Raw genomic sequence first — 15,689 nt, 5'->3', positions numbered from 1 at the left:
CAAACTCTCATGTTGAGAATTCAATCATTGGCCAAATCACGTTCGAAATCGACGAGAACTTCACACCTGTTCTCCAAAGCCCTTCACAAGGAAAGGCCCGAAAACCAGTGTAACTTCTCTTGATAAACGTGACCGCCAAAGTCTCTTTCCTGGACAGGCATAAACCCGTCCGCGACCCCGCCGACCACGTTTCTCTTTCTTCTCTCTTCAATTGTCAAAAAACCGACGGGCAAACCCGTCAAAGCCCCCCAAAGCAGCAAAACAAACCCGAACCAAATCAGGCCCAATTCTCACCCGCTTCTCCAGGAAACCTCAGAGCAAAAGCAACCGCCGCCAGAAGCGAAGCCGCTCTCGTTCGATGGCCGCGTTATAAGCCCAACATTCTGAGGCGTCAACAGCGGGGATGAAGATTTTTGGAAAAACTCATAAGCCTATGATTTTAAAAATTAAATCACTGAAATCCCTCTCCGGGGCGCCCCGGTTCGGCATTCTCGCCCCCGGAAATCCCGTCCCGACGGCCGAAAGCGGCCTCCGAACGCCGAATTGCTGGCCCAACGCCCCGGAACCAGCCGGTGCATAAGACGAATTTCGGGGATGAAGCGCTCCTTTCGCTTGACTTCCGCGCAAAGAAAAGGCGCCGGCGGATATCCGCGGCGCCCCTTCCCTGCCCCATTCGACACGGCGTCAGCCCTTCAGCTTGCCCATGATCTGCTCGAGGAAGCCGAGCAGCACGGCCGAGACCACGAAGGCCAGATGCATGAGGGTCAGCCACATCAGCTTGGCATCGGTATATTGCTGGACGTTGAGGAAGACCTGCAGCAGGTGGATCGACGAGATCGCAACGATGGACGAGGCGACCTTGATCTTCAGGCTGCCGGCGTCGAGCTTGCCGAGGAAGGAGACATCCGTTTCCGTGTCGTCGAAACGGCTGACGAAGTTTTCGTAGCCGGCGATCATCACCATGAGGATGAGGCTCGCGACCAGCGCCGCATCGATGAGCCCGAGCATGGCGAGGATCATCTCCGCATCGTCGAAGACGAAGACGTTCGTGGCCACCTTGGCGAACTTGTAAAGGAACGAGACGGCATAGACGGCAAGCGCCGCGACGAGCCCGAGATAGAAGACCACGAGGATCCAGCGGCTCGACAGGATGATGCGTTCGACCAGCAGTTCGAGGGATTTCATCGATCAGGCTCCAACGGGATTCGGCAGATGGCAACGCTGATAAACAATGCCCGAAAACCCCGCAAGAGCAGCCGCCAGACGCAAAAAGGGCGGCGTCCACAAACGCCGCCCTCTGCGGAAAGTCTCGTCCTCAGGCCCTTCGGAAAAGGCCCGCGATCAGCGACAGGACCAGAAGGGCCAGGAAGACGAAGAACAGGATCTGCGCGATACCGGCGGATGCACCCGCAATACCGCCGAAGCCGAGCAGGCCGGCGACAAGTGCAATTACGAGAAAGACTACGGCATAATAGAGCATTTTCGAACTCCTTCCTTGTATCGCAAGGAAAACGGCAGCTGGCGGAAAAGGTTCCCTTGGGTTCAGCAGAATAAAACCGGTTTGTGACAGGCTCTCTTCTATACAGCGATGCCGCCGCGGCCTTCCGGCTGCGGCGGCATGAGCGGTGACCGACGGGTCGCGACCGTCGTCAGTGACGGCGCGCCCAGTCGTCGATCTGCCGCTCGGCCTCCTCCTTCGCGAGGCCGTAACGCTGCTGGATCTTGCCCGAAAGCTCAACACGGCGTCCCTTGATGACGTCGAGGTCGTCATCGGTGAGCTTACCCCACTGGGCCTGGGCCTTGCCCTTGTATTCGTTCCATTTGCCTTCGATGATGTCCCAGTTCATGTCGCTGTCCTTTCTGTTCCGTTGAACGCGATAGCGTTGACGAAAGGGGAATCGTCGGGTGCCTGAAAAGTTCCGGGCGACCCTCAATGCATCCTTGCGTGAACCGGATGGGCATTTTCGGCAACGACGACGCCCTCCTCCGGCGGAGCCACCTGGCGGACATCGACCTCCAGGCCGCCTTCGCGGCTCATGCGCCAGCTGATCTCGACGTCCTCCTCCACCCAGGCGGGGTCGATCGCAGCACAGCGGCCATGCACGACACGCTTGCTGACGCCCGCGCCGCCGAGGGCGGACGGCAACGCGCCGACGCATTCCTCCATGGTTTCAAACGCCACCTGCGGCGCTTGCAGTTCCTTGCAGGCAAGGCTGCCGGGATCGCAGCCGACCAGAAGCATTATAGCGGCGATGTGTTCCATTTCACTCTCCATCACCTGTCGGATCGGCAAAGCAACGGAGCGGCACGCAAGAAAGTTCCCGAATGCGTCGATGATGGGGCGCTCACATTTTCGGGAACAAAATCGCCCGTCGTCCGTTGTCGGCGCATCGCTCAGTAGCGACCGGACATGAAAGGAAGCGCAGATGCTCGGCACCATTCTTCTTATTATTCTCATTCTTCTTCTGATTGGTGCCTTGCCGAACTGGGGATATAGCCGCGGTTGGGGCTATGGCCCTTCCGGCGGTCTCGGCCTGATCGTCCTCATCCTTCTCATCCTCGTCCTCATGGGACGCATCTGATCCCGCCACTAAGCCCTGGAGCCGGAACCATGAAGAATACCATCATCGCGCTTTGCCTCGTCGCCTCCACGGTGACGCTCTCGGCCTGCACGCAGACTGAACGCGGCACGGCGATCGGTGCAGCCTCGGGCGCCATCATCGGCGGCGCCGTAACGGGCCGCGCAGGCGGAGCGCTCGTCGGCGCAGCGGTCGGCGGAGCCGCCGGTTATCTCATTGCCCGCTCCGACCGCAGCGGATACTGCATCTATCGCGACCGCTACGGCCGCCGCTACGAGGCTCGTTGCCGCTAACCGGCCCATGCCTGCTCAACGAAAACGGGCCTCCGGGCCCGTTTCTTGATGTCTTGAACCGGGAAGAAGGATGCGTTCAGGAACCGCTCTTGGCCCTGCGCTCGGCCTCGTCGAGCTTTTCCAGAAGATCCAGCAGGCGGTCGGGCACCGGCTCGGTCTCGATAACGTCGTAGAAGGATTTGAGTTTGCGGCCGATCGGACCATTCGGGTCGAAGGCGGCCTTGGCGGGGGCGTTGCCGCTGCTGCGCTTCCCGTCTTTACTGGGCTGGATCATGGTCTTGTTTCCATCGCGTGCCGCCCGCTATCTTCCTTTTGCCCAAGAATCCCAATAGCAAGTCAGACTTAGAATGCTACCAATAGGTTTCCGCATGGTGAACTCTAGCGGAAACGGTTCCGATACGGAACATATTCAGGGAGAACGAAATGTCACTTTCCACCCGTATCGCACCGCATCTCGCCTATCTGAGGCGGTTTTCCCGTGCCGTGACGGGTTCGCAGACATCCGGTGACGCCTATGTCGCCGCCATGCTCGAAGCGCTCGTTGCCGATATCTCGCTCTATCCGGAGGGGCGCAGCGACCGCAACGCGCTCTACCGGCTCTATTGCACGCTCTTCGAAAATCTGGACGTCACGCTTCCGGAGAACACCTCGCCCTTCGGCTGGGAACGGCAGGCGGCCGCAAACCTTGCCAACCTGCCGCCGGCAGAGCGCAAGGCCTTCCTGCTCGTGGCCGTCGAAGGCTTCGACATCGCCGAGGGCGCGGACATTCTCGACATTTCGGAAGAGCGTTTCACCGAGCTGCTCGACGAGGCTTCGCGCGATATCTCGCGCCAGGTCGCAACCGACATCATGATCATCGAGGACGAGCCGCTGATCGCCATGGACATCGAGGACATGGTCAAGGGCCTCGGCCACACCGTGACCGGCATCGCGCGCACCCATGCCGAAGCGGTCGAGCTCTATCACCGCACCTCGCCGCGCATGGTGCTGGCCGATATCCAGCTTGCCGACGGCAGCTCGGGCATCGATGCGGTGAACGACATCCTGAAGAACAGCACGATCCCGGTGATCTTCATCACCGCCTTCCCGGAGCGGCTGCTGACCGGCGAAAAGCCGGAGCCGGCCTTCCTCGTCACCAAGCCGTTCAATCCCGACATGGTGAAGGCGCTGATCAGCCAGGCCCTGTTCTTCGACGAGCAGGCGCGGCTCGCAAAGTCGGCCTGAGGCAGGCAAGGCACGCAGACCGAAGGCCCGCTCGCGCGGGCCTTTTCGTTTCAGCCTTCCAACGCGGCAAGAGCGGCCGCGACGATCCTTTCGACCGGCGCGTCGATGTCGACCGTCACCACGCCCGGTTCGCCGGACGGGTCCTCCAGCGTCGCGAGCTGGCTGTCGAGCAGGCTGACGGGCATGAAGTGGCCCTTGCGCGCGGCCATGCGGGTCATCAGCAGCTCACGGCTCCCCTTCAGGAAGACGAAGGCGAGCGAACCGCCGGCAGCATGGCGCAGGCGGTCGCGATAGGCCTTCTTCAAGGCCGAGCAGGAGACGACGACGCTCCTGCCCTCGGCAAGCCGGTCGGCAAGCGCCCGGCCGATCGTGTCGAGCCAGGGCCAGCGGTCCGCGTCGGTCAGCGGGATGCCGCGGGACATCTTCTCGACATTGGCGGCCGGATGCAGGCTGTCGCCTTCGATGAAGGCGGCGGGAAGAGCCGCGGCAAGGCCCTCGGCGACCGAGGTCTTGCCGCAGCCGGAAACGCCCATGACGACGATCGCCCGCGCGCCGGTCATGAACCGCGTCCTATCAGGCCGCCCGCTTGCGCCGTTCGATGCGGGCGCGGATGGCGTCGACGTCCACGCGGGGCGTCGCGGCGAAGAGGGTCTTCGTATAGCTGTGCTGCGGGGCCTCGAAAACCTGATCGCGGCTGCCGTATTCCACCGCCTCGCCGAAATACATCACCATCACGTCATCGGCGATGTGGCGCACGACCGAAAGGTCGTGGCTGATGAACACGTAGGTCAGGTGGAATTCGTCCTGCAGGTCGGCCAGCAGGTTGAGCACCTGGGCCTGAACCGAAAGATCCAGCGCCGAAACCGGCTCGTCGAGCACGAGAAGGCGCGGGTTCAGCATCAGCGCGCGGGCGATCGCCACGCGCTGGCGCTGGCCGCCGGAGAACATGTGCGGGTAGCGCCCGTAATGCTTCTCCTCCAGCCCCACCTTCTTCAGCATGGCCATGGCGCGGTCACGCCGTTCGCCTGCCGGGATCTTGGTGTTGATGACCAGCGGCTCGGTCAGGATGTCGCCGATCTTCTTGCGCGGGTTGAGCGAGCCGTAGGGGTTCTGGAAGACGATCTGCACCTTGCTGCGCATCTCGGAGGTAAGCGGCTCGTGGGCGATGTCGATCTTGCGGCCGTCGATCAGCATTTCGCCCTCGGTGATCGGGTCGATCATCGTGACCATGCGGGCCAGGGTGGACTTGCCGCAGCCGCTTTCGCCGACGATGGCGAGCGTCTTGCCCTCCTCGACCTTGAAGCTGACGCCCTTGACGGCGCGAACGGTCTTGGCCGGTTTGAACAGGCTGCCGGGGATATGGTAGTCGCGCTTCAAGTCGCGCGCTTCGAGTACGGGGGTCATCGGGCGGCTCCCTCGAAAATCTCGGCGTCCGTCAGTTTTTCCGTGATCGTCGGCAGGCGGCCGCCGGTGGCGTTTTCCGGCAGGGCCGAGAGCAGCGCCTTCGTGTAGACGCTCTTCGGCGCCGAGAACAGCGACAGCACGTCGGCCTCCTCGATCTTGCGGCCCTTGTACTGCACGATGACGCGGTCGGCGGTCTCGGCGACGACGCCCATGTCGTGGGTGATCATGATGAGGCCCATGCCGTGTTCGGCCTGGAGCTTCATCAGGAGATCGAGGATCTGCTTCTGGATCGTCACGTCGAGCGCGGTCGTCGGCTCGTCGGCGATGAGGAGCTTCGGGTTGCAGGCGAGCGCTGTCGCGATCATCACGCGCTGGCACTGGCCGCCCGACATCTGGTGCGGATAGTGGCCGAGGCGCTCCTCCGGGTTCGGAATGCCGACCGACTGGAAGAGTTCGATCGCCCGGGTGCGGCGTGCCCTGCGGGAAAGATCGGTGTGGATGCGCAGCACTTCCTCGATCTGGTAGCCCACCGTGAAGCACGGGTTCAGGCTGGCGATCGGCTCCTGGAAGATCATGGCGATGTCCTTGCCGATGATCTTGCGCCGCTCGCCGTCGGACATGGCCTGCATGTCGCGACCGTTGAAGGTGAGCACGTCCGCCGTCACCTTCGCCGTCCAGGGCAGAAGCCCCATGGCGGCGAGCATGGCGACGGACTTGCCGGAGCCCGACTCGCCGACGATGGCGAGGACTTCGCCCTCGTCGACCTTGAGCGAAACGCCGTCCACGGCGCGGAAGGGACCGGAGGCCGTCTGGAATTCGACGGTGAGGTTTTTGATTTCGAGAAGCGACATCACGACCTCTTCAGCTTGGGATCGAGGGCGTCGCGCAGGCCGTCACCCATGAGGTTGATGGCAAGCACGGTGATGAGGATGGCAAGGCCGGGGAAGGTGACGACCCACCAGGCGCGCTGGATGAATTCGCGCGCCTCGGCGAGCATCGTGCCCCATTCCGGCGTCGGCGGCTGGGCGCCCATGCCGAGGAAGCCGAGGGCGGCCGCATCGAGGATCGCCGCCGAGAAGGCGAGCGTCGCCTGGACGATGAGCGGCGCAAGGCAGTTCGGCAGGATCGTCAGGAACATGAGCCGCAGCGTGCCCGCACCGGCCACCTTGGATCCGACGACATAATCCTTCGACTTTTCCGTCATCACCGCCGCACGCGTCAGGCGCACGAAGTGCGGCTGGTTGACGAGCGAGATGGCGATCATGGCGTTGAGCAGGCCCGGCCCCAGGACCGCCACCAGCACGAGGGCGAGCAGCAGCGAAGGGAAGGCCAGGATGATATCCATGATGCGCATGATGAAAGTATCGACACGGCCACGGAAATAGCCGGCGACGAGACCGATGAGCACGCCCGAGATCACCGACAGCGTCACGACGACGAGGCCGATGAAGAGCGAGAAGCGCGCGCCGTAGATGAGGCGCGAGAGGATGTCGCGGCCGACGGCATCCGTGCCGAGGATATGGCCCCAGGTTCCGCCCTCCTGGAAGACGGGCGGCAGGAGAAGGAGTTCGCGGTTCTGGATGCTCGGGCTGTGCGGCGCGAAGACGGGCGCAAAGACCGCCAGGACCAGGATCACCAGGAAGACGGCGAGGCCGATGACCGCGCCCTTGTTGCGCGAGAAATAGAACCAGAATTCGGAAAGGCCGGAGGGCGGCGCACCGCCCGTCTTCGTTTCGGCCGCGTTCTGAATAGCACTCATGGACCGCCTCCTAGTGCCGGATGCGCGGGTTGACCCAGCCGTAGAGCAGGTCGACCACGAGGTTGACGATCATGATGACGGCGGCGATCAGCATCAGCCCGCCCTGCACCACGGCATAGTCGCGCTTGAAGACGCTGTCGACCATCCACTTGCCGATGCCCGGCCAGGAGAAGATCGTCTCGGTGAGGATGGCGCCCGCCAGCAGCACGCCGACCTGAAGGCCGATCGTGGTGATGACGGGGATCATCGCGTTGCGCAGCGCATGGATGCCGATGACGCGGAAGGACGAGAGGCCCTTGGCGCGGGCGGTGCGGACATAGTCCTCGCCCAGGACCTCGAGCATGGCCGAACGGGTCTGGCGCGCGATGACCGCAAGCGGGATCGTCGCGAGCACCACGGTCGGCAGGATCAGGTAGGTCGCCGCCGACTTGAAGGCACCCGCCTGCCCCGAGATCAGGCTGTCGATCAGCATGAAACCGGTGACCTGCGGGAAGAAGTACATCAGCGAGATGCGTCCCGAGACCGGCGTCCAGCCGAGATAGCCGGAGAAGAAGATGATGAGCAGCAGACCCCACCAGAAGATCGGCATCGAATAACCGACGAGGGCGACGCCCATGATCGACTGGTCGAGCCAGGTTCCCCGTTTCACCGCGGCGAGCACGCCGGCCGGAATGCCGAGGATGACGGCAAGCAGGATGGCACAGAGCGACAGTTCCAGCGTGGCGGGAAAGAGGTTCAGGAAGTCGTCGAGCACCGGCCGCTTGGTGACGATCGACGAGCCGAAGTCGCCCGTCAGCAGGCCGGTCAGATAATCGAAGTACTGGATGTACATCGGCCGGTCGAGGCCGAGCTGGTGCATGAGCTCGGCGTGCCGTTCCGGCGACATCACGCGCTCGCCCGACATCAGCATGACCGGATCGCCCGGCAGCAAACGGATGAAGGAGAACGCGATGAGCGATACCCCGATGAACGTGGGTATCAGGACGGCAAGCCGCCCGAAGATAAAGCGCAACATGGGAGCCAAATCCCTTCTTCTTGAAAAACCGGCGGCCCGAATGTCTTCGAGCCGCCGGCCATAACACGCTCTTAGCGGCGTGCCTTTGTCGTATTAACCGATATTACTCGGCGATGTCCACGCCCTCGAAGACGAAGTCGCCGAGCGGGGACTGGACGAAGCCCGAGACCTTCTTGCTCATCGGAACGACGGCGAGCGAGTGGTCGATCGTGTTCCAGGGAGCCTCGCGCTTGAAGACGACCTGCGCCTCTTCATAGAGCTTCGTGCGCTCTGCAACGTCGGAGGTTTCCTTCGCCTTCGTGACGAGGTCGTCGAATTCCTTGTTGCACCACTGCGCGCGGTTGTTGCCGCCGACGGCATCGCAGCCGAGCAGGGTGTCGAGGAAGTTGTCCGGGTCGCCGTTGTCGCCCGTCCAGCCGAGGATGACCGCGCCGTCGCGGTCCTTGTCGGAGGAGAGCTTCAGGTATTCGGCCCATTCGTAGGAGACGATCTCGACTTCGACGCCGACCTTGGCAAGGTCGGCCTGCATCAGCTCCGCGGCACGGCGGGCGTTCAGCATGTACGGACGCGCGACGGGCATGGCCCAGATCTTCATCTTGAGACCGGCGGCGCCGGCTTCCTCGAGCAACTTCTTGGCCGCTTCCGGATCGTACTTGTCGTCCTCGACGGCATCGTTGTACGACCACATGGTCGGCGGGATCGGGTTCTTGGCGACGGTTGCCGCGCCCTGGAAGACCGCGTCGACGATGGCCTGCCGGTTGATCGCCATGTTGAGGGCCTTGCGGACCTCGACCTTGTCGAACGGCGGAACGAGCGTGTTGTACGCAAGGTAGGCGACGTTGAGGCCGGCCTGCTCGGAGACGGCGAGGTTCGGATCGGTCTTCAGCTCGGCGACGTCGGCGGCGTTCGGATAGGACATCAGGTGGCATTCGCCGGCCTTCAGCTTCTGGGCGCGAACCGCGGCATCCGGGGTGATCGCGAAGACGAGGTCGTCGATCGCCTGCTTGCCGCCCCAATAGTCCGGGTTGGCCTTGTAGCGGATCGCCGCGTCCGGCTGGTAGGCGACGAAGGTGAAGGGACCGGTGCCGAGCGGCTGCTGATTCATCAGCTCCATCTTGCCGTCAGCCTGAAGCTTGTCGGCGTATTCCTTCGACACGATCGAGATGAAGGGCATGCCGAGGTTCGCCAGCAGCGGCGCTTCCGGACGCTTCAGCGTGATCTTGACCGTCAGGTCGTCGATCTTCTCGATCTTGTCGATGACATCCGGCAGGCCCATGCCGGAGAAGTATTCCCAGGATGCACCCGGGACGTACTTGTTCCACGGGTTGTCCTGCTTGTACTGGCGCTCGAAAGAGAAGATCACGTCGTCGGCGTTCAGCTCACGCGTCGGCGTGAAGTATTCGGTCGTCTGGAACTTCACGCCCTTGCGAAGCTTGAAGGTATATTCCTTGCCGTCCGCCGAAATGTCCCAGCTCTCGGCAAGGGCAGGCTCGATTTCCGTCGTGCCGCGCTTGAACTCCACCAGACGGTTATAGACCGTGTGCGCTGCCGCGTCGAAGGTCTGACCGCCCGTGTAGAGGCCGGGGTCGAAGCCTTCCGGCGACGCTTCCGAGCAGTAGACGAACGTCTTCGACCAGGCTGCGGACGCCATCAGCGAGGCAAGCGCCGTCGCTGCGAAGAGAGTAGTCAGCTTTTTCATAGTGAGCTTCCCAGGTTTGCTTTTTTGTTCTCTTGTTGCGGGCACGGGCGCACATCCAGCCCCGGCCGTGCGCGGATGGAACGACATTTGCCGCAGGATTGCAATAAGTCCGCGGACAAATTTGTCCAAACGGAAAAATCCCCGGAACATTAATCTCCACAGCATTAGTAACCGCTCCAAAAGCCATTGCGAATCAGCCCGGCCGCGATCGTCAATCCTCATCTGCGGCACGGCGGCCGTGCCATGAGGGAACGACGAAGGAAAGGGGCAAGCCCTCTTTCATTTTCCCCTTCCGCACCAGCCGGTTAGCGTGCCGCGTGGCGAGAAAACGCCGCGCCGGCGCGAAATTGTCCAGCAAAACCCTTTGCCGCCGGGGATTGCGGCGCTAGATTGTGTCGCGTGGAATCTGGGGGTGGAGGCCACGTGCCCGTATTGAGCAAGCAATTCAGGAGGTACGATTTCGAAGGCGATCTGGAGAAGGCTCTCAATCGCGTCGACTTCTTTCGTATCTTCCACACGATGGCATTGCGCCACGGCTTCGAGCACTTCGGCGTGCTCCAGCTGACGAACGAGCACGAGAACAGCCTGCTCGCCAACCGCCTGATGCTACACGATCTTCCGGCCGGCCTTGCCGAGACATACGACAAGCGCCATCGCCTCAACGACTCCGCGCTCTTCAAGAGCTTCTACAAGTCCACGATCCCGGCGGTCTGGCGCAGCGCGGACATGGCGGAGAACGGCTCTGCCGAGGGAGCCGACTTCCTCGACCAGATCGGGTTCGACATGGCGCTGTCGGTTCCGGTCCATTCGGTCACCGGCACGCGCTACGTCGTGCTCTTCCTCGGCGACGGCGACGACATCGGCCGCAACGAGCATTTCGAGATCTGCTACGAGGCGAGCTGCGCCTTCGACTATTTCCACCGGCAGGTTCTCGCCAACAAGGCGGGCATGGGCCTGACGCCACGGGAAACGGAAATCCTGCGCTGGATCTCCTACGGCAAGACGGCGAGCGAGATCGCGCTCATCGTCTCCGTCTCCGAGCATACGGTGAACTCGCACACGGCGACGATCCTGAAGAAGCTCGACGTGGTCAACCGCACGCAGATGGTCGCCAAGGCGATCCGCGAACAGATCATCCAGTAGCATCGCGAACCGGTCCGCAACGTTACGGATAGCAGAGTTAGGGACTTGTTAATATTCGCAGCCTGGATGAGAGTAGCCGCGGCTTTTCGAGGCCCGCCGCTTCCCGGATGCAATAGGTTCACCTACCATCATGACAGCACAAGTGCACATCCTGCTCGTCGATGACGATCCCGCGGAAAACGTCATTCTCAGTGCGCTGATGCGCAAGGTGACGAGCTATGCGATCACGCTGCACTATGTGGAGACGGTGGAGGGCGCGCTCGATTTCATCCGCTCGTCCGGCGTGGGGCTCGACATGATCCTGATGGACAACCGGCTCCAGCCGCAGGCGGATTTCCGCGAGACCGTGCCGGAGTTGCGCCGCGCCGGCTATATCGGCCCGGTCGGCGTCATCTCGTCATCGATCAGCGACGCCTATTTCCAGAAGATCGAAGATTACGGCGTCGACTTCCGGATCGACAAGGCGGAACTCGATCCGACGGCCATCGAATTCATCCTGCAGGAATATGTGAAGCGCGACGCCGGGGCCGGCGCCGGAATATAGGCAGGAGCAGCGTCAGGCCGCCGGCTGCTGGGCGACCGGCGCGTTCTCGAGACCGAGCAGCATGCCGATCTGCGGACGCGCCTTGACGAGGTCGTCGATCGTATATTGCTGGAGTACCTCGAAGAAGGCGTTCAGCGCCTTGCGCAGCGCGGAGTTCAGGCCGCAGCTGTCAACGAGCGGGCATTCGATCTCGCCCGCCTCGAAACATTCCGCCATGGCGAAGGAATCCTCCGTCACCCGGACAACGTCGAACAGCGTGATCTGCGACGCGGGCTTGGGCAGGCGCACGCCGCCGTTGCGGCCGCGCACGGTCTCCACGAGACCCGCCCTGGTCAGCGGCTGGAGGATCTTGAACAGGAACAGCTCCGACACCCCGTAAGCCCTGGCGATCTCCGGGATGCGGCTGAGCTTTTCACCATTGGCCGCGCAGTACATCAACATGCGCACGGCATAGTTGGTTTGTTTCGTCAGTCGCATCGGGAACTCCGAATCCGGTTTTTCAGGTCTTACGACATATAGGACGGATCGCAGTTTGGAACAATTCCAAAAAAGCGGAAAATCACATTCATGTTATGCCAGTGGTGACACGGTTGACTGCCGGGGGCAAGCCGGTAAACACAACTTTAGCAGTCAAGAATAAATCCGATAGGAGGAACCGATGCAACTGCCGAAGACTTCGCTTGCCGCCCTTGCCCTTTCGACCGCCGGCCTGGCGCTCGCGCTACCCGCTTACGCAGAGGGTGAAGTCAACATCTACTCCTATCGTCAGCCGGACCTCATCCAGCCGCTGCTCGACGAGTTCAAGAAGGAAACGGGCATCACCGCCAACGTGCTCTTCCTCGACAAGGGCCTTGTCGAGCGCATTCAGGCCGAGGGCGCGAATTCGCCGGCCGACGTCATCCTGACGGTCGACATCGCGCGCCTGACGGAAGCCAAGGACGGCGGCGTCACGCAGCCGGTCCAGAGCGACGTCATCAACAAGGACATTCCGGCCCAGTACCGCGATCCGGACGGCAACTGGTTCGGCCTCACCACCCGCGCACGCGTCGTCTACGCCTCCAAGGAGCGCGTCGCCCAGAACGAGATCACCTACGAGGAACTCGCCGACCCCAAGTGGAAAGGCAAGATCTGCACCCGTGACGGCCAGCACTCCTACAATATCGGCCTGATCGCCTCGATGATCGCCCAGCACGGCGAAGCCAAGGCGGAAGAATGGCTGACGGGCCTGAAGAACAACCTTGCCCGCAAGCCGGACGGCGGAGACCGCGACCAGGCCAAGGCGATCCTCGCCGGCGAATGCGACCTGGCGCTCGGCAACTCCTATTATGTCGGCCTCATGATCACCAACGAGAAGGAGCCGGAGCAGAAGGACTGGGCTGCCGCCATCAAGGTCCTCTTCCCGAACGCGAACGACCGCGGCACGCATGTCAACGTCTCCGGCATGGCGCTCGCCAAGAATGCACCGAACAAGGAAAATGCGTTGAAGCTGATGGAATTCCTCTCCGCCGGCACCGCGCAGAAGATCTATGCCGAGCAGGTGTTCGAATATCCGGTCCTGCCGGGTGCGGAACCTTCCGAGATCGTGAAGTCCTTCGGCACGCTGAAGCCCGACCCGCTGCCGCTCGTCGACATCGCGGCGAACCGCAAGAAGGCCTCCGAACTGGTCGACAAGGTCGGCTACAACGACGGCCCGTCGCAGTAAGGCGAGCTTCGCCTCAGAGCAGAACGGCGGCCATCGGCCGCCGTTTTCGTTATTGCAGGTCGGGGTCGGACTGGCCGGAGATGATCCGGGCGTAGTCGATGATGTCCTTCTTGCGCTCCGGCGTGCCCGGATGGGTGGAGAGGATAGTGGTGCCCGACTTGTCGCCGAGCTTGTCTTCCAGGAGCGCGAAGAAGCGGGCGATCGCCGTCGGGTCGTAGCCCGCCTTGGCCATCAGCTCGACCGAACGCCGGTCGGCCTCCGCCTCCGCCGAGCGCGAATAGGAGAGCGCCAGAAGGCCGCCGCCCTGCACCAGCACGTCCTCGGCGGCCGAGCCGACGTCGCCGGCGATCAGCATGATGAGGCCGGTCATGCCGGCGGCGCGATAGAACTGCCGGAGGCTGTGTTCCAGTTCGACATGGCCGATCTCGTGCGCCAGCACGCCGACGATCATCTCCATGTCGGTGCCCGCCATCTCGACGAGCTGATCGGTGACGACGAGCGTGCCGTCCGGCAGCGCGAAGGCATTCGGCCCGATCACGCCTCCATCGCGGAAGTTGAGGTTGTAGGCGCCGGCGCCGCGCGGCGACTGCGCAGCGATGCGCGCGAAGCCGTCGGCGATCTCCTTGCGGCGGTCGTCCGGCAGCTTGGTCGGCGAAAAGGTCGTCTTGTCGAGCGCCTCCAGCGTGCCCTGCGCCATCAGCTGCGGCACGATCGGCGGCGTGGTCCAGATCGCGACCTCGACGAGCGCCGGCACGCCCCAGCGGTAAACCGCGCCGCCCAGCGCAAAGGCCAGCAGCACGATGACGATGAGGCGCAGGCGGAACTGTTCCAGCCAGTGCACGAAGCCGGCGCCGCCCTTGCCCCGCGTGGCGAGATAGCGGTCGATGCCGTCATTGTCCCAGGTCTCGAAGATGGAACCGTCGGGAAAGATCACCCGGCGGGGAATGGAGCCGACGCGGCCGGAAATCTCCACCCAGGAGAGCCCTGCGCCGGCAAGCGGCTTGTCATCCCCGACCGGTACGGCCGCGATTTCGCCGGCCCGCTCGACGAGCCGGGCCTCCACCGATCGGCTGGAGCCGGCGGGGTGCCATTCCCCGCCGGCGATTGCGGCATTGTCAGAAGCCAAAGTCAAAACCTTCAAAGTCCATGAACTCGGAGCCGACGGCAGAGCCCTGTTCCTCGATCTTGCTGAACAGCTCGCCGACGTCGCCGGTAAAGGTAATGCCTGTATGCTCCCACGTATAGCGTGCCATGCGGACCGCCGCCCAGGGCCGCATCAGGCCGAAGGTCAGCAGCGTCACGACGACGTTGGAGATGGCGATCCACGCGTAGCGCGTGAGCGAAACGTCGCTCAGCAGCCGATGCTGGCCGTCGAAGGTCGTCGCCGACCAGGTGATGTTCCGTACCGCCGCACGATAGAACAGGCCCGCCACGCCGAAAAGAACGAAGATTCCGACATAGGCGAAGAGGATGACCAGGTGCCATACGGAGAAGGTCCCCTGGCCTGCCGCAGGGTCCATCATCGCCGCGATCGTATCGAAGTTGACGGCGACCACCGCGCCGACGACGAGCAACCCGGCGACAATGATCGCGGCCGACAGCAGCCATGCCTTATAGAGCGGGCCGAGCCCGGGATCCGTATCGAAGGCCTTGCCGCCGTAGCGCAGGTTCGAGCCGACGTAGCGCGCGACCCAGCGGCTGGCGAGCGGCGTCAGGATGCCGAGCGTGATGACGGCGAGCAGGCTGCCGAGGATAAAGGCCTTGAACGCGCCGCCGGCGCCGCCGACGAAATCGAAGCGAACGTTCCGGTAGCTCGTCACACGCGCGCTGAAACGCAGGCCCTTGGCGACGAGCCATGGCAGCGCGATCAGCACGACGATGGTCGGCAGCAACACGAGCACCGGCACCAGCGTCGCGATCACGTTGAGCGCGATGAAGGCGCCAAGAACGATCAGGCGGCCGATGAGGATCTGCAGGCCCTTCGCGTGATATTCGAACGATCGGCCGAGCAGAACGGTATTGCCGTAGAAGTAGCGATTGCGCCGGACCTTCGCCCAGGCGGAATAGATGCCGAGCGTGATGATCGTCAGCAGCACGTTGACGATCCAGATGCCGAAATATTCCGACGCCTTGCCGGTAAAGGTAATGCGGTGAAAGCCGCCCGCCTGTCCCGCGGAATGCGGCGATCCTGCCAAAGACATGTTTGCCCCCTTCGATGCATAGAACAGGGGGATAACGGGCCGGCCTGCGCGGCTATTCTTCGCAAAGCACAAAAAAGTGGCAATGCAAAAAGAGGCTCCCCGCAGGGAGCCTCTTTCATGGGCGAT

The 15,689-nt window shown here is 62.8% G+C and carries 20 protein-coding genes; 6 read left to right on the top strand and 14 right to left on the bottom strand.

Annotated elements, in window-relative coordinates; translation table 11 throughout:
- Positions 1-684: 684 nt before the first annotated feature.
- The 4 genes from ACIIOY_RS23260 to ACIIOY_RS23245 all read right to left on the bottom strand — a co-directional run bounded on the left by ACIIOY_RS23260 (position 685) and on the right by ACIIOY_RS23245 (position 2,263).
- Positions 685-1,185 carry a TIGR00645 family protein gene (locus ACIIOY_RS23260; protein WP_411037049.1) on the bottom strand — a complete coding sequence of 167 codons (501 nt, stop codon included), beginning with the start codon at positions 1,183-1,185 and terminating at the stop codon, positions 685-687.
- A 130-nt stretch (positions 1,186-1,315) separates the two neighbouring features.
- Positions 1,316-1,480 (bottom strand): DUF1328 domain-containing protein, encoded by a 165-nt coding sequence (locus ACIIOY_RS23255; RefSeq protein WP_023514833.1) that lies wholly within the window; start codon positions 1,478-1,480, stop codon positions 1,316-1,318.
- A 169-nt stretch (positions 1,481-1,649) separates the two neighbouring features.
- On the bottom strand, positions 1,650-1,847 hold the full coding sequence (locus tag ACIIOY_RS23250; RefSeq protein ID WP_203317657.1) for a CsbD family protein: 198 nt from the start codon (positions 1,845-1,847) through the stop codon (positions 1,650-1,652).
- Positions 1,848-1,930: 83 nt separating this feature from the next.
- Positions 1,931-2,263 (bottom strand): hypothetical protein, encoded by a 333-nt coding sequence (locus ACIIOY_RS23245; protein WP_411037048.1) that lies wholly within the window; start codon positions 2,261-2,263, stop codon positions 1,931-1,933.
- Between the two features lie 163 nt (positions 2,264-2,426).
- On the opposite strand from ACIIOY_RS23245, the gene ACIIOY_RS23240 reads away from it, so the two are divergent.
- A complete protein-coding gene (locus ACIIOY_RS23240) occupies positions 2,427-2,582 on the top strand; it encodes a DUF3309 family protein (RefSeq protein ID WP_411037047.1) in 156 nt (51 codons plus the stop codon).
- Between the two features lie 29 nt (positions 2,583-2,611).
- On the top strand, positions 2,612-2,872 hold the full coding sequence (locus tag ACIIOY_RS23235) for a YMGG-like glycine zipper-containing protein (protein ID WP_411037046.1): 261 nt from the start codon (positions 2,612-2,614) through the stop codon (positions 2,870-2,872).
- Between the two features lie 76 nt (positions 2,873-2,948).
- Here ACIIOY_RS23235 and ACIIOY_RS23230 read toward each other — a convergent pair whose 3' ends face one another.
- On the bottom strand, positions 2,949-3,146 hold the full coding sequence (locus ACIIOY_RS23230; RefSeq protein WP_411037045.1) for a NepR family anti-sigma factor: 198 nt from the start codon (positions 3,144-3,146) through the stop codon (positions 2,949-2,951).
- 149 nt (positions 3,147-3,295) lie between these two features.
- On the opposite strand from ACIIOY_RS23230, the gene ACIIOY_RS23225 reads away from it, so the two are divergent.
- On the top strand, positions 3,296-4,096 hold the full coding sequence (locus ACIIOY_RS23225) for a response regulator (protein ID WP_411037044.1): 801 nt from the start codon (positions 3,296-3,298) through the stop codon (positions 4,094-4,096).
- A 50-nt stretch (positions 4,097-4,146) separates the two neighbouring features.
- Here ACIIOY_RS23225 and ACIIOY_RS23220 read toward each other — a convergent pair whose 3' ends face one another.
- The 6 genes from ACIIOY_RS23220 to ACIIOY_RS23195 form a co-directional block, all read right to left on the bottom strand.
- The gene (locus ACIIOY_RS23220; RefSeq protein ID WP_411037043.1) at positions 4,147-4,656 is read right to left on the bottom strand and encodes a gluconokinase; all 510 of its coding nucleotides are present in this window, start codon (positions 4,654-4,656) and stop codon (positions 4,147-4,149) included.
- Positions 4,657-4,669: 13 nt separating this feature from the next.
- Positions 4,670-5,500: a dipeptide ABC transporter ATP-binding protein gene (locus tag ACIIOY_RS23215; protein ID WP_411037042.1), complete on the bottom strand. Its 831-nt coding sequence runs from the start codon at positions 5,498-5,500 to the stop codon at positions 4,670-4,672.
- Positions 5,497-6,351, bottom strand: a complete 855-nt coding sequence (locus ACIIOY_RS23210; protein WP_411037041.1) for an ABC transporter ATP-binding protein — start codon at positions 6,349-6,351, stop codon at positions 5,497-5,499. The genes ACIIOY_RS23215 and ACIIOY_RS23210 overlap by 4 nt, the downstream gene beginning before the upstream one ends.
- A complete protein-coding gene (locus ACIIOY_RS23205; protein WP_411037040.1) occupies positions 6,351-7,259 on the bottom strand; it encodes an ABC transporter permease subunit in 909 nt (302 codons plus the stop codon). The genes ACIIOY_RS23210 and ACIIOY_RS23205 overlap by 1 nt, the downstream gene beginning before the upstream one ends.
- Before the next feature lie 10 nt (positions 7,260-7,269).
- The gene (locus ACIIOY_RS23200) at positions 7,270-8,274 is read right to left on the bottom strand and encodes an ABC transporter permease subunit (RefSeq protein ID WP_411037039.1); all 1,005 of its coding nucleotides are present in this window, start codon (positions 8,272-8,274) and stop codon (positions 7,270-7,272) included.
- 103 nt (positions 8,275-8,377) lie between these two features.
- Positions 8,378-9,973: an ABC transporter substrate-binding protein gene (locus ACIIOY_RS23195; protein WP_411037038.1), complete on the bottom strand. Its 1,596-nt coding sequence runs from the start codon at positions 9,971-9,973 to the stop codon at positions 8,378-8,380.
- Between the two features lie 423 nt (positions 9,974-10,396).
- On the opposite strand from ACIIOY_RS23195, the gene ACIIOY_RS23190 reads away from it, so the two are divergent.
- Both ACIIOY_RS23190 and ACIIOY_RS23185 read left to right on the top strand, forming a co-directional pair.
- On the top strand, positions 10,397-11,116 hold the full coding sequence (locus ACIIOY_RS23190) for a helix-turn-helix transcriptional regulator (RefSeq protein ID WP_411037037.1): 720 nt from the start codon (positions 10,397-10,399) through the stop codon (positions 11,114-11,116).
- Positions 11,117-11,246: 130 nt separating this feature from the next.
- Entirely contained in the window at positions 11,247-11,660 is a 414-nt protein-coding gene (locus tag ACIIOY_RS23185; protein ID WP_411037036.1) for a response regulator, read from the top strand.
- Between the two features lie 12 nt (positions 11,661-11,672).
- On the opposite strand, the gene rirA is transcribed toward ACIIOY_RS23185, so the two are convergent.
- Entirely contained in the window at positions 11,673-12,137 is a 465-nt protein-coding gene (rirA, locus tag ACIIOY_RS23180) for an iron-responsive transcriptional regulator RirA (protein WP_411037035.1), read from the bottom strand.
- A 181-nt stretch (positions 12,138-12,318) separates the two neighbouring features.
- On the opposite strand from rirA, the gene ACIIOY_RS23175 reads away from it, so the two are divergent.
- The gene (locus ACIIOY_RS23175; protein ID WP_411037034.1) at positions 12,319-13,362 is read left to right on the top strand and encodes a Fe(3+) ABC transporter substrate-binding protein; all 1,044 of its coding nucleotides are present in this window, start codon (positions 12,319-12,321) and stop codon (positions 13,360-13,362) included.
- 49 nt (positions 13,363-13,411) lie between these two features.
- On the opposite strand, the gene ACIIOY_RS23170 is transcribed toward ACIIOY_RS23175, so the two are convergent.
- The gene (locus ACIIOY_RS23170; RefSeq protein ID WP_411037033.1) at positions 13,412-14,488 is read right to left on the bottom strand and encodes a M48 family metallopeptidase; all 1,077 of its coding nucleotides are present in this window, start codon (positions 14,486-14,488) and stop codon (positions 13,412-13,414) included.
- Positions 14,478-15,563 (bottom strand): YjgN family protein, encoded by a 1,086-nt coding sequence (locus ACIIOY_RS23165; protein WP_411037032.1) that lies wholly within the window; start codon positions 15,561-15,563, stop codon positions 14,478-14,480. The genes ACIIOY_RS23170 and ACIIOY_RS23165 overlap by 11 nt, the downstream gene beginning before the upstream one ends.
- Positions 15,564-15,689 lie beyond the last annotated feature (126 nt).

It is taken from the genome of Shinella agrisoli (assembly GCF_046557955.1).
In the GTDB taxonomy this organism is placed as follows: domain Bacteria; phylum Pseudomonadota; class Alphaproteobacteria; order Rhizobiales; family Rhizobiaceae; genus Shinella.
This window is presented reverse-complemented; position numbering and strand designations above follow the sequence as displayed.

Bases quoted from the DNA above. Each gene is read 5' to 3' on its own strand.
- ACIIOY_RS23260 (WP_411037049.1), bottom strand. From the start codon at position 1,185: ATGAAATCCCTCGAACTGCTGGTCGAACGCATCATCCTGTCGAGCCGC.
- ACIIOY_RS23255 (WP_023514833.1), bottom strand. From the start codon at position 1,480: ATGCTCTATTATGCCGTAGTCTTTCTCGTAATTGCACTTGTCGCCGGC.
- ACIIOY_RS23250 (WP_203317657.1), bottom strand. From the start codon at position 1,847: ATGAACTGGGACATCATCGAAGGCAAATGGAACGAATACAAGGGCAAG.
- ACIIOY_RS23245 (WP_411037048.1), bottom strand. From the start codon at position 2,263: ATGGAACACATCGCCGCTATAATGCTTCTGGTCGGCTGCGATCCCGGC.
- ACIIOY_RS23240 (WP_411037047.1), top strand. From the start codon at position 2,427: ATGCTCGGCACCATTCTTCTTATTATTCTCATTCTTCTTCTGATTGGT.
- ACIIOY_RS23235 (WP_411037046.1), top strand. From the start codon at position 2,612: ATGAAGAATACCATCATCGCGCTTTGCCTCGTCGCCTCCACGGTGACG.
- ACIIOY_RS23230 (WP_411037045.1), bottom strand. From the start codon at position 3,146: ATGATCCAGCCCAGTAAAGACGGGAAGCGCAGCAGCGGCAACGCCCCC.
- ACIIOY_RS23225 (WP_411037044.1), top strand. From the start codon at position 3,296: ATGTCACTTTCCACCCGTATCGCACCGCATCTCGCCTATCTGAGGCGG.
- ACIIOY_RS23220 (WP_411037043.1), bottom strand. From the start codon at position 4,656: ATGACCGGCGCGCGGGCGATCGTCGTCATGGGCGTTTCCGGCTGCGGC.
- ACIIOY_RS23215 (WP_411037042.1), bottom strand. From the start codon at position 5,500: ATGACCCCCGTACTCGAAGCGCGCGACTTGAAGCGCGACTACCATATC.
- ACIIOY_RS23210 (WP_411037041.1), bottom strand. From the start codon at position 6,351: ATGTCGCTTCTCGAAATCAAAAACCTCACCGTCGAATTCCAGACGGCC.
- ACIIOY_RS23205 (WP_411037040.1), bottom strand. From the start codon at position 7,259: ATGAGTGCTATTCAGAACGCGGCCGAAACGAAGACGGGCGGTGCGCCG.
- ACIIOY_RS23200 (WP_411037039.1), bottom strand. From the start codon at position 8,274: ATGTTGCGCTTTATCTTCGGGCGGCTTGCCGTCCTGATACCCACGTTC.
- ACIIOY_RS23195 (WP_411037038.1), bottom strand. From the start codon at position 9,973: ATGAAAAAGCTGACTACTCTCTTCGCAGCGACGGCGCTTGCCTCGCTG.
- ACIIOY_RS23185 (WP_411037036.1), top strand. From the start codon at position 11,247: ATGACAGCACAAGTGCACATCCTGCTCGTCGATGACGATCCCGCGGAA.
- rirA (WP_411037035.1), bottom strand. From the start codon at position 12,137: ATGCGACTGACGAAACAAACCAACTATGCCGTGCGCATGTTGATGTAC.
- ACIIOY_RS23175 (WP_411037034.1), top strand. From the start codon at position 12,319: ATGCAACTGCCGAAGACTTCGCTTGCCGCCCTTGCCCTTTCGACCGCC.
- ACIIOY_RS23165 (WP_411037032.1), bottom strand. From the start codon at position 15,563: ATGTCTTTGGCAGGATCGCCGCATTCCGCGGGACAGGCGGGCGGCTTT.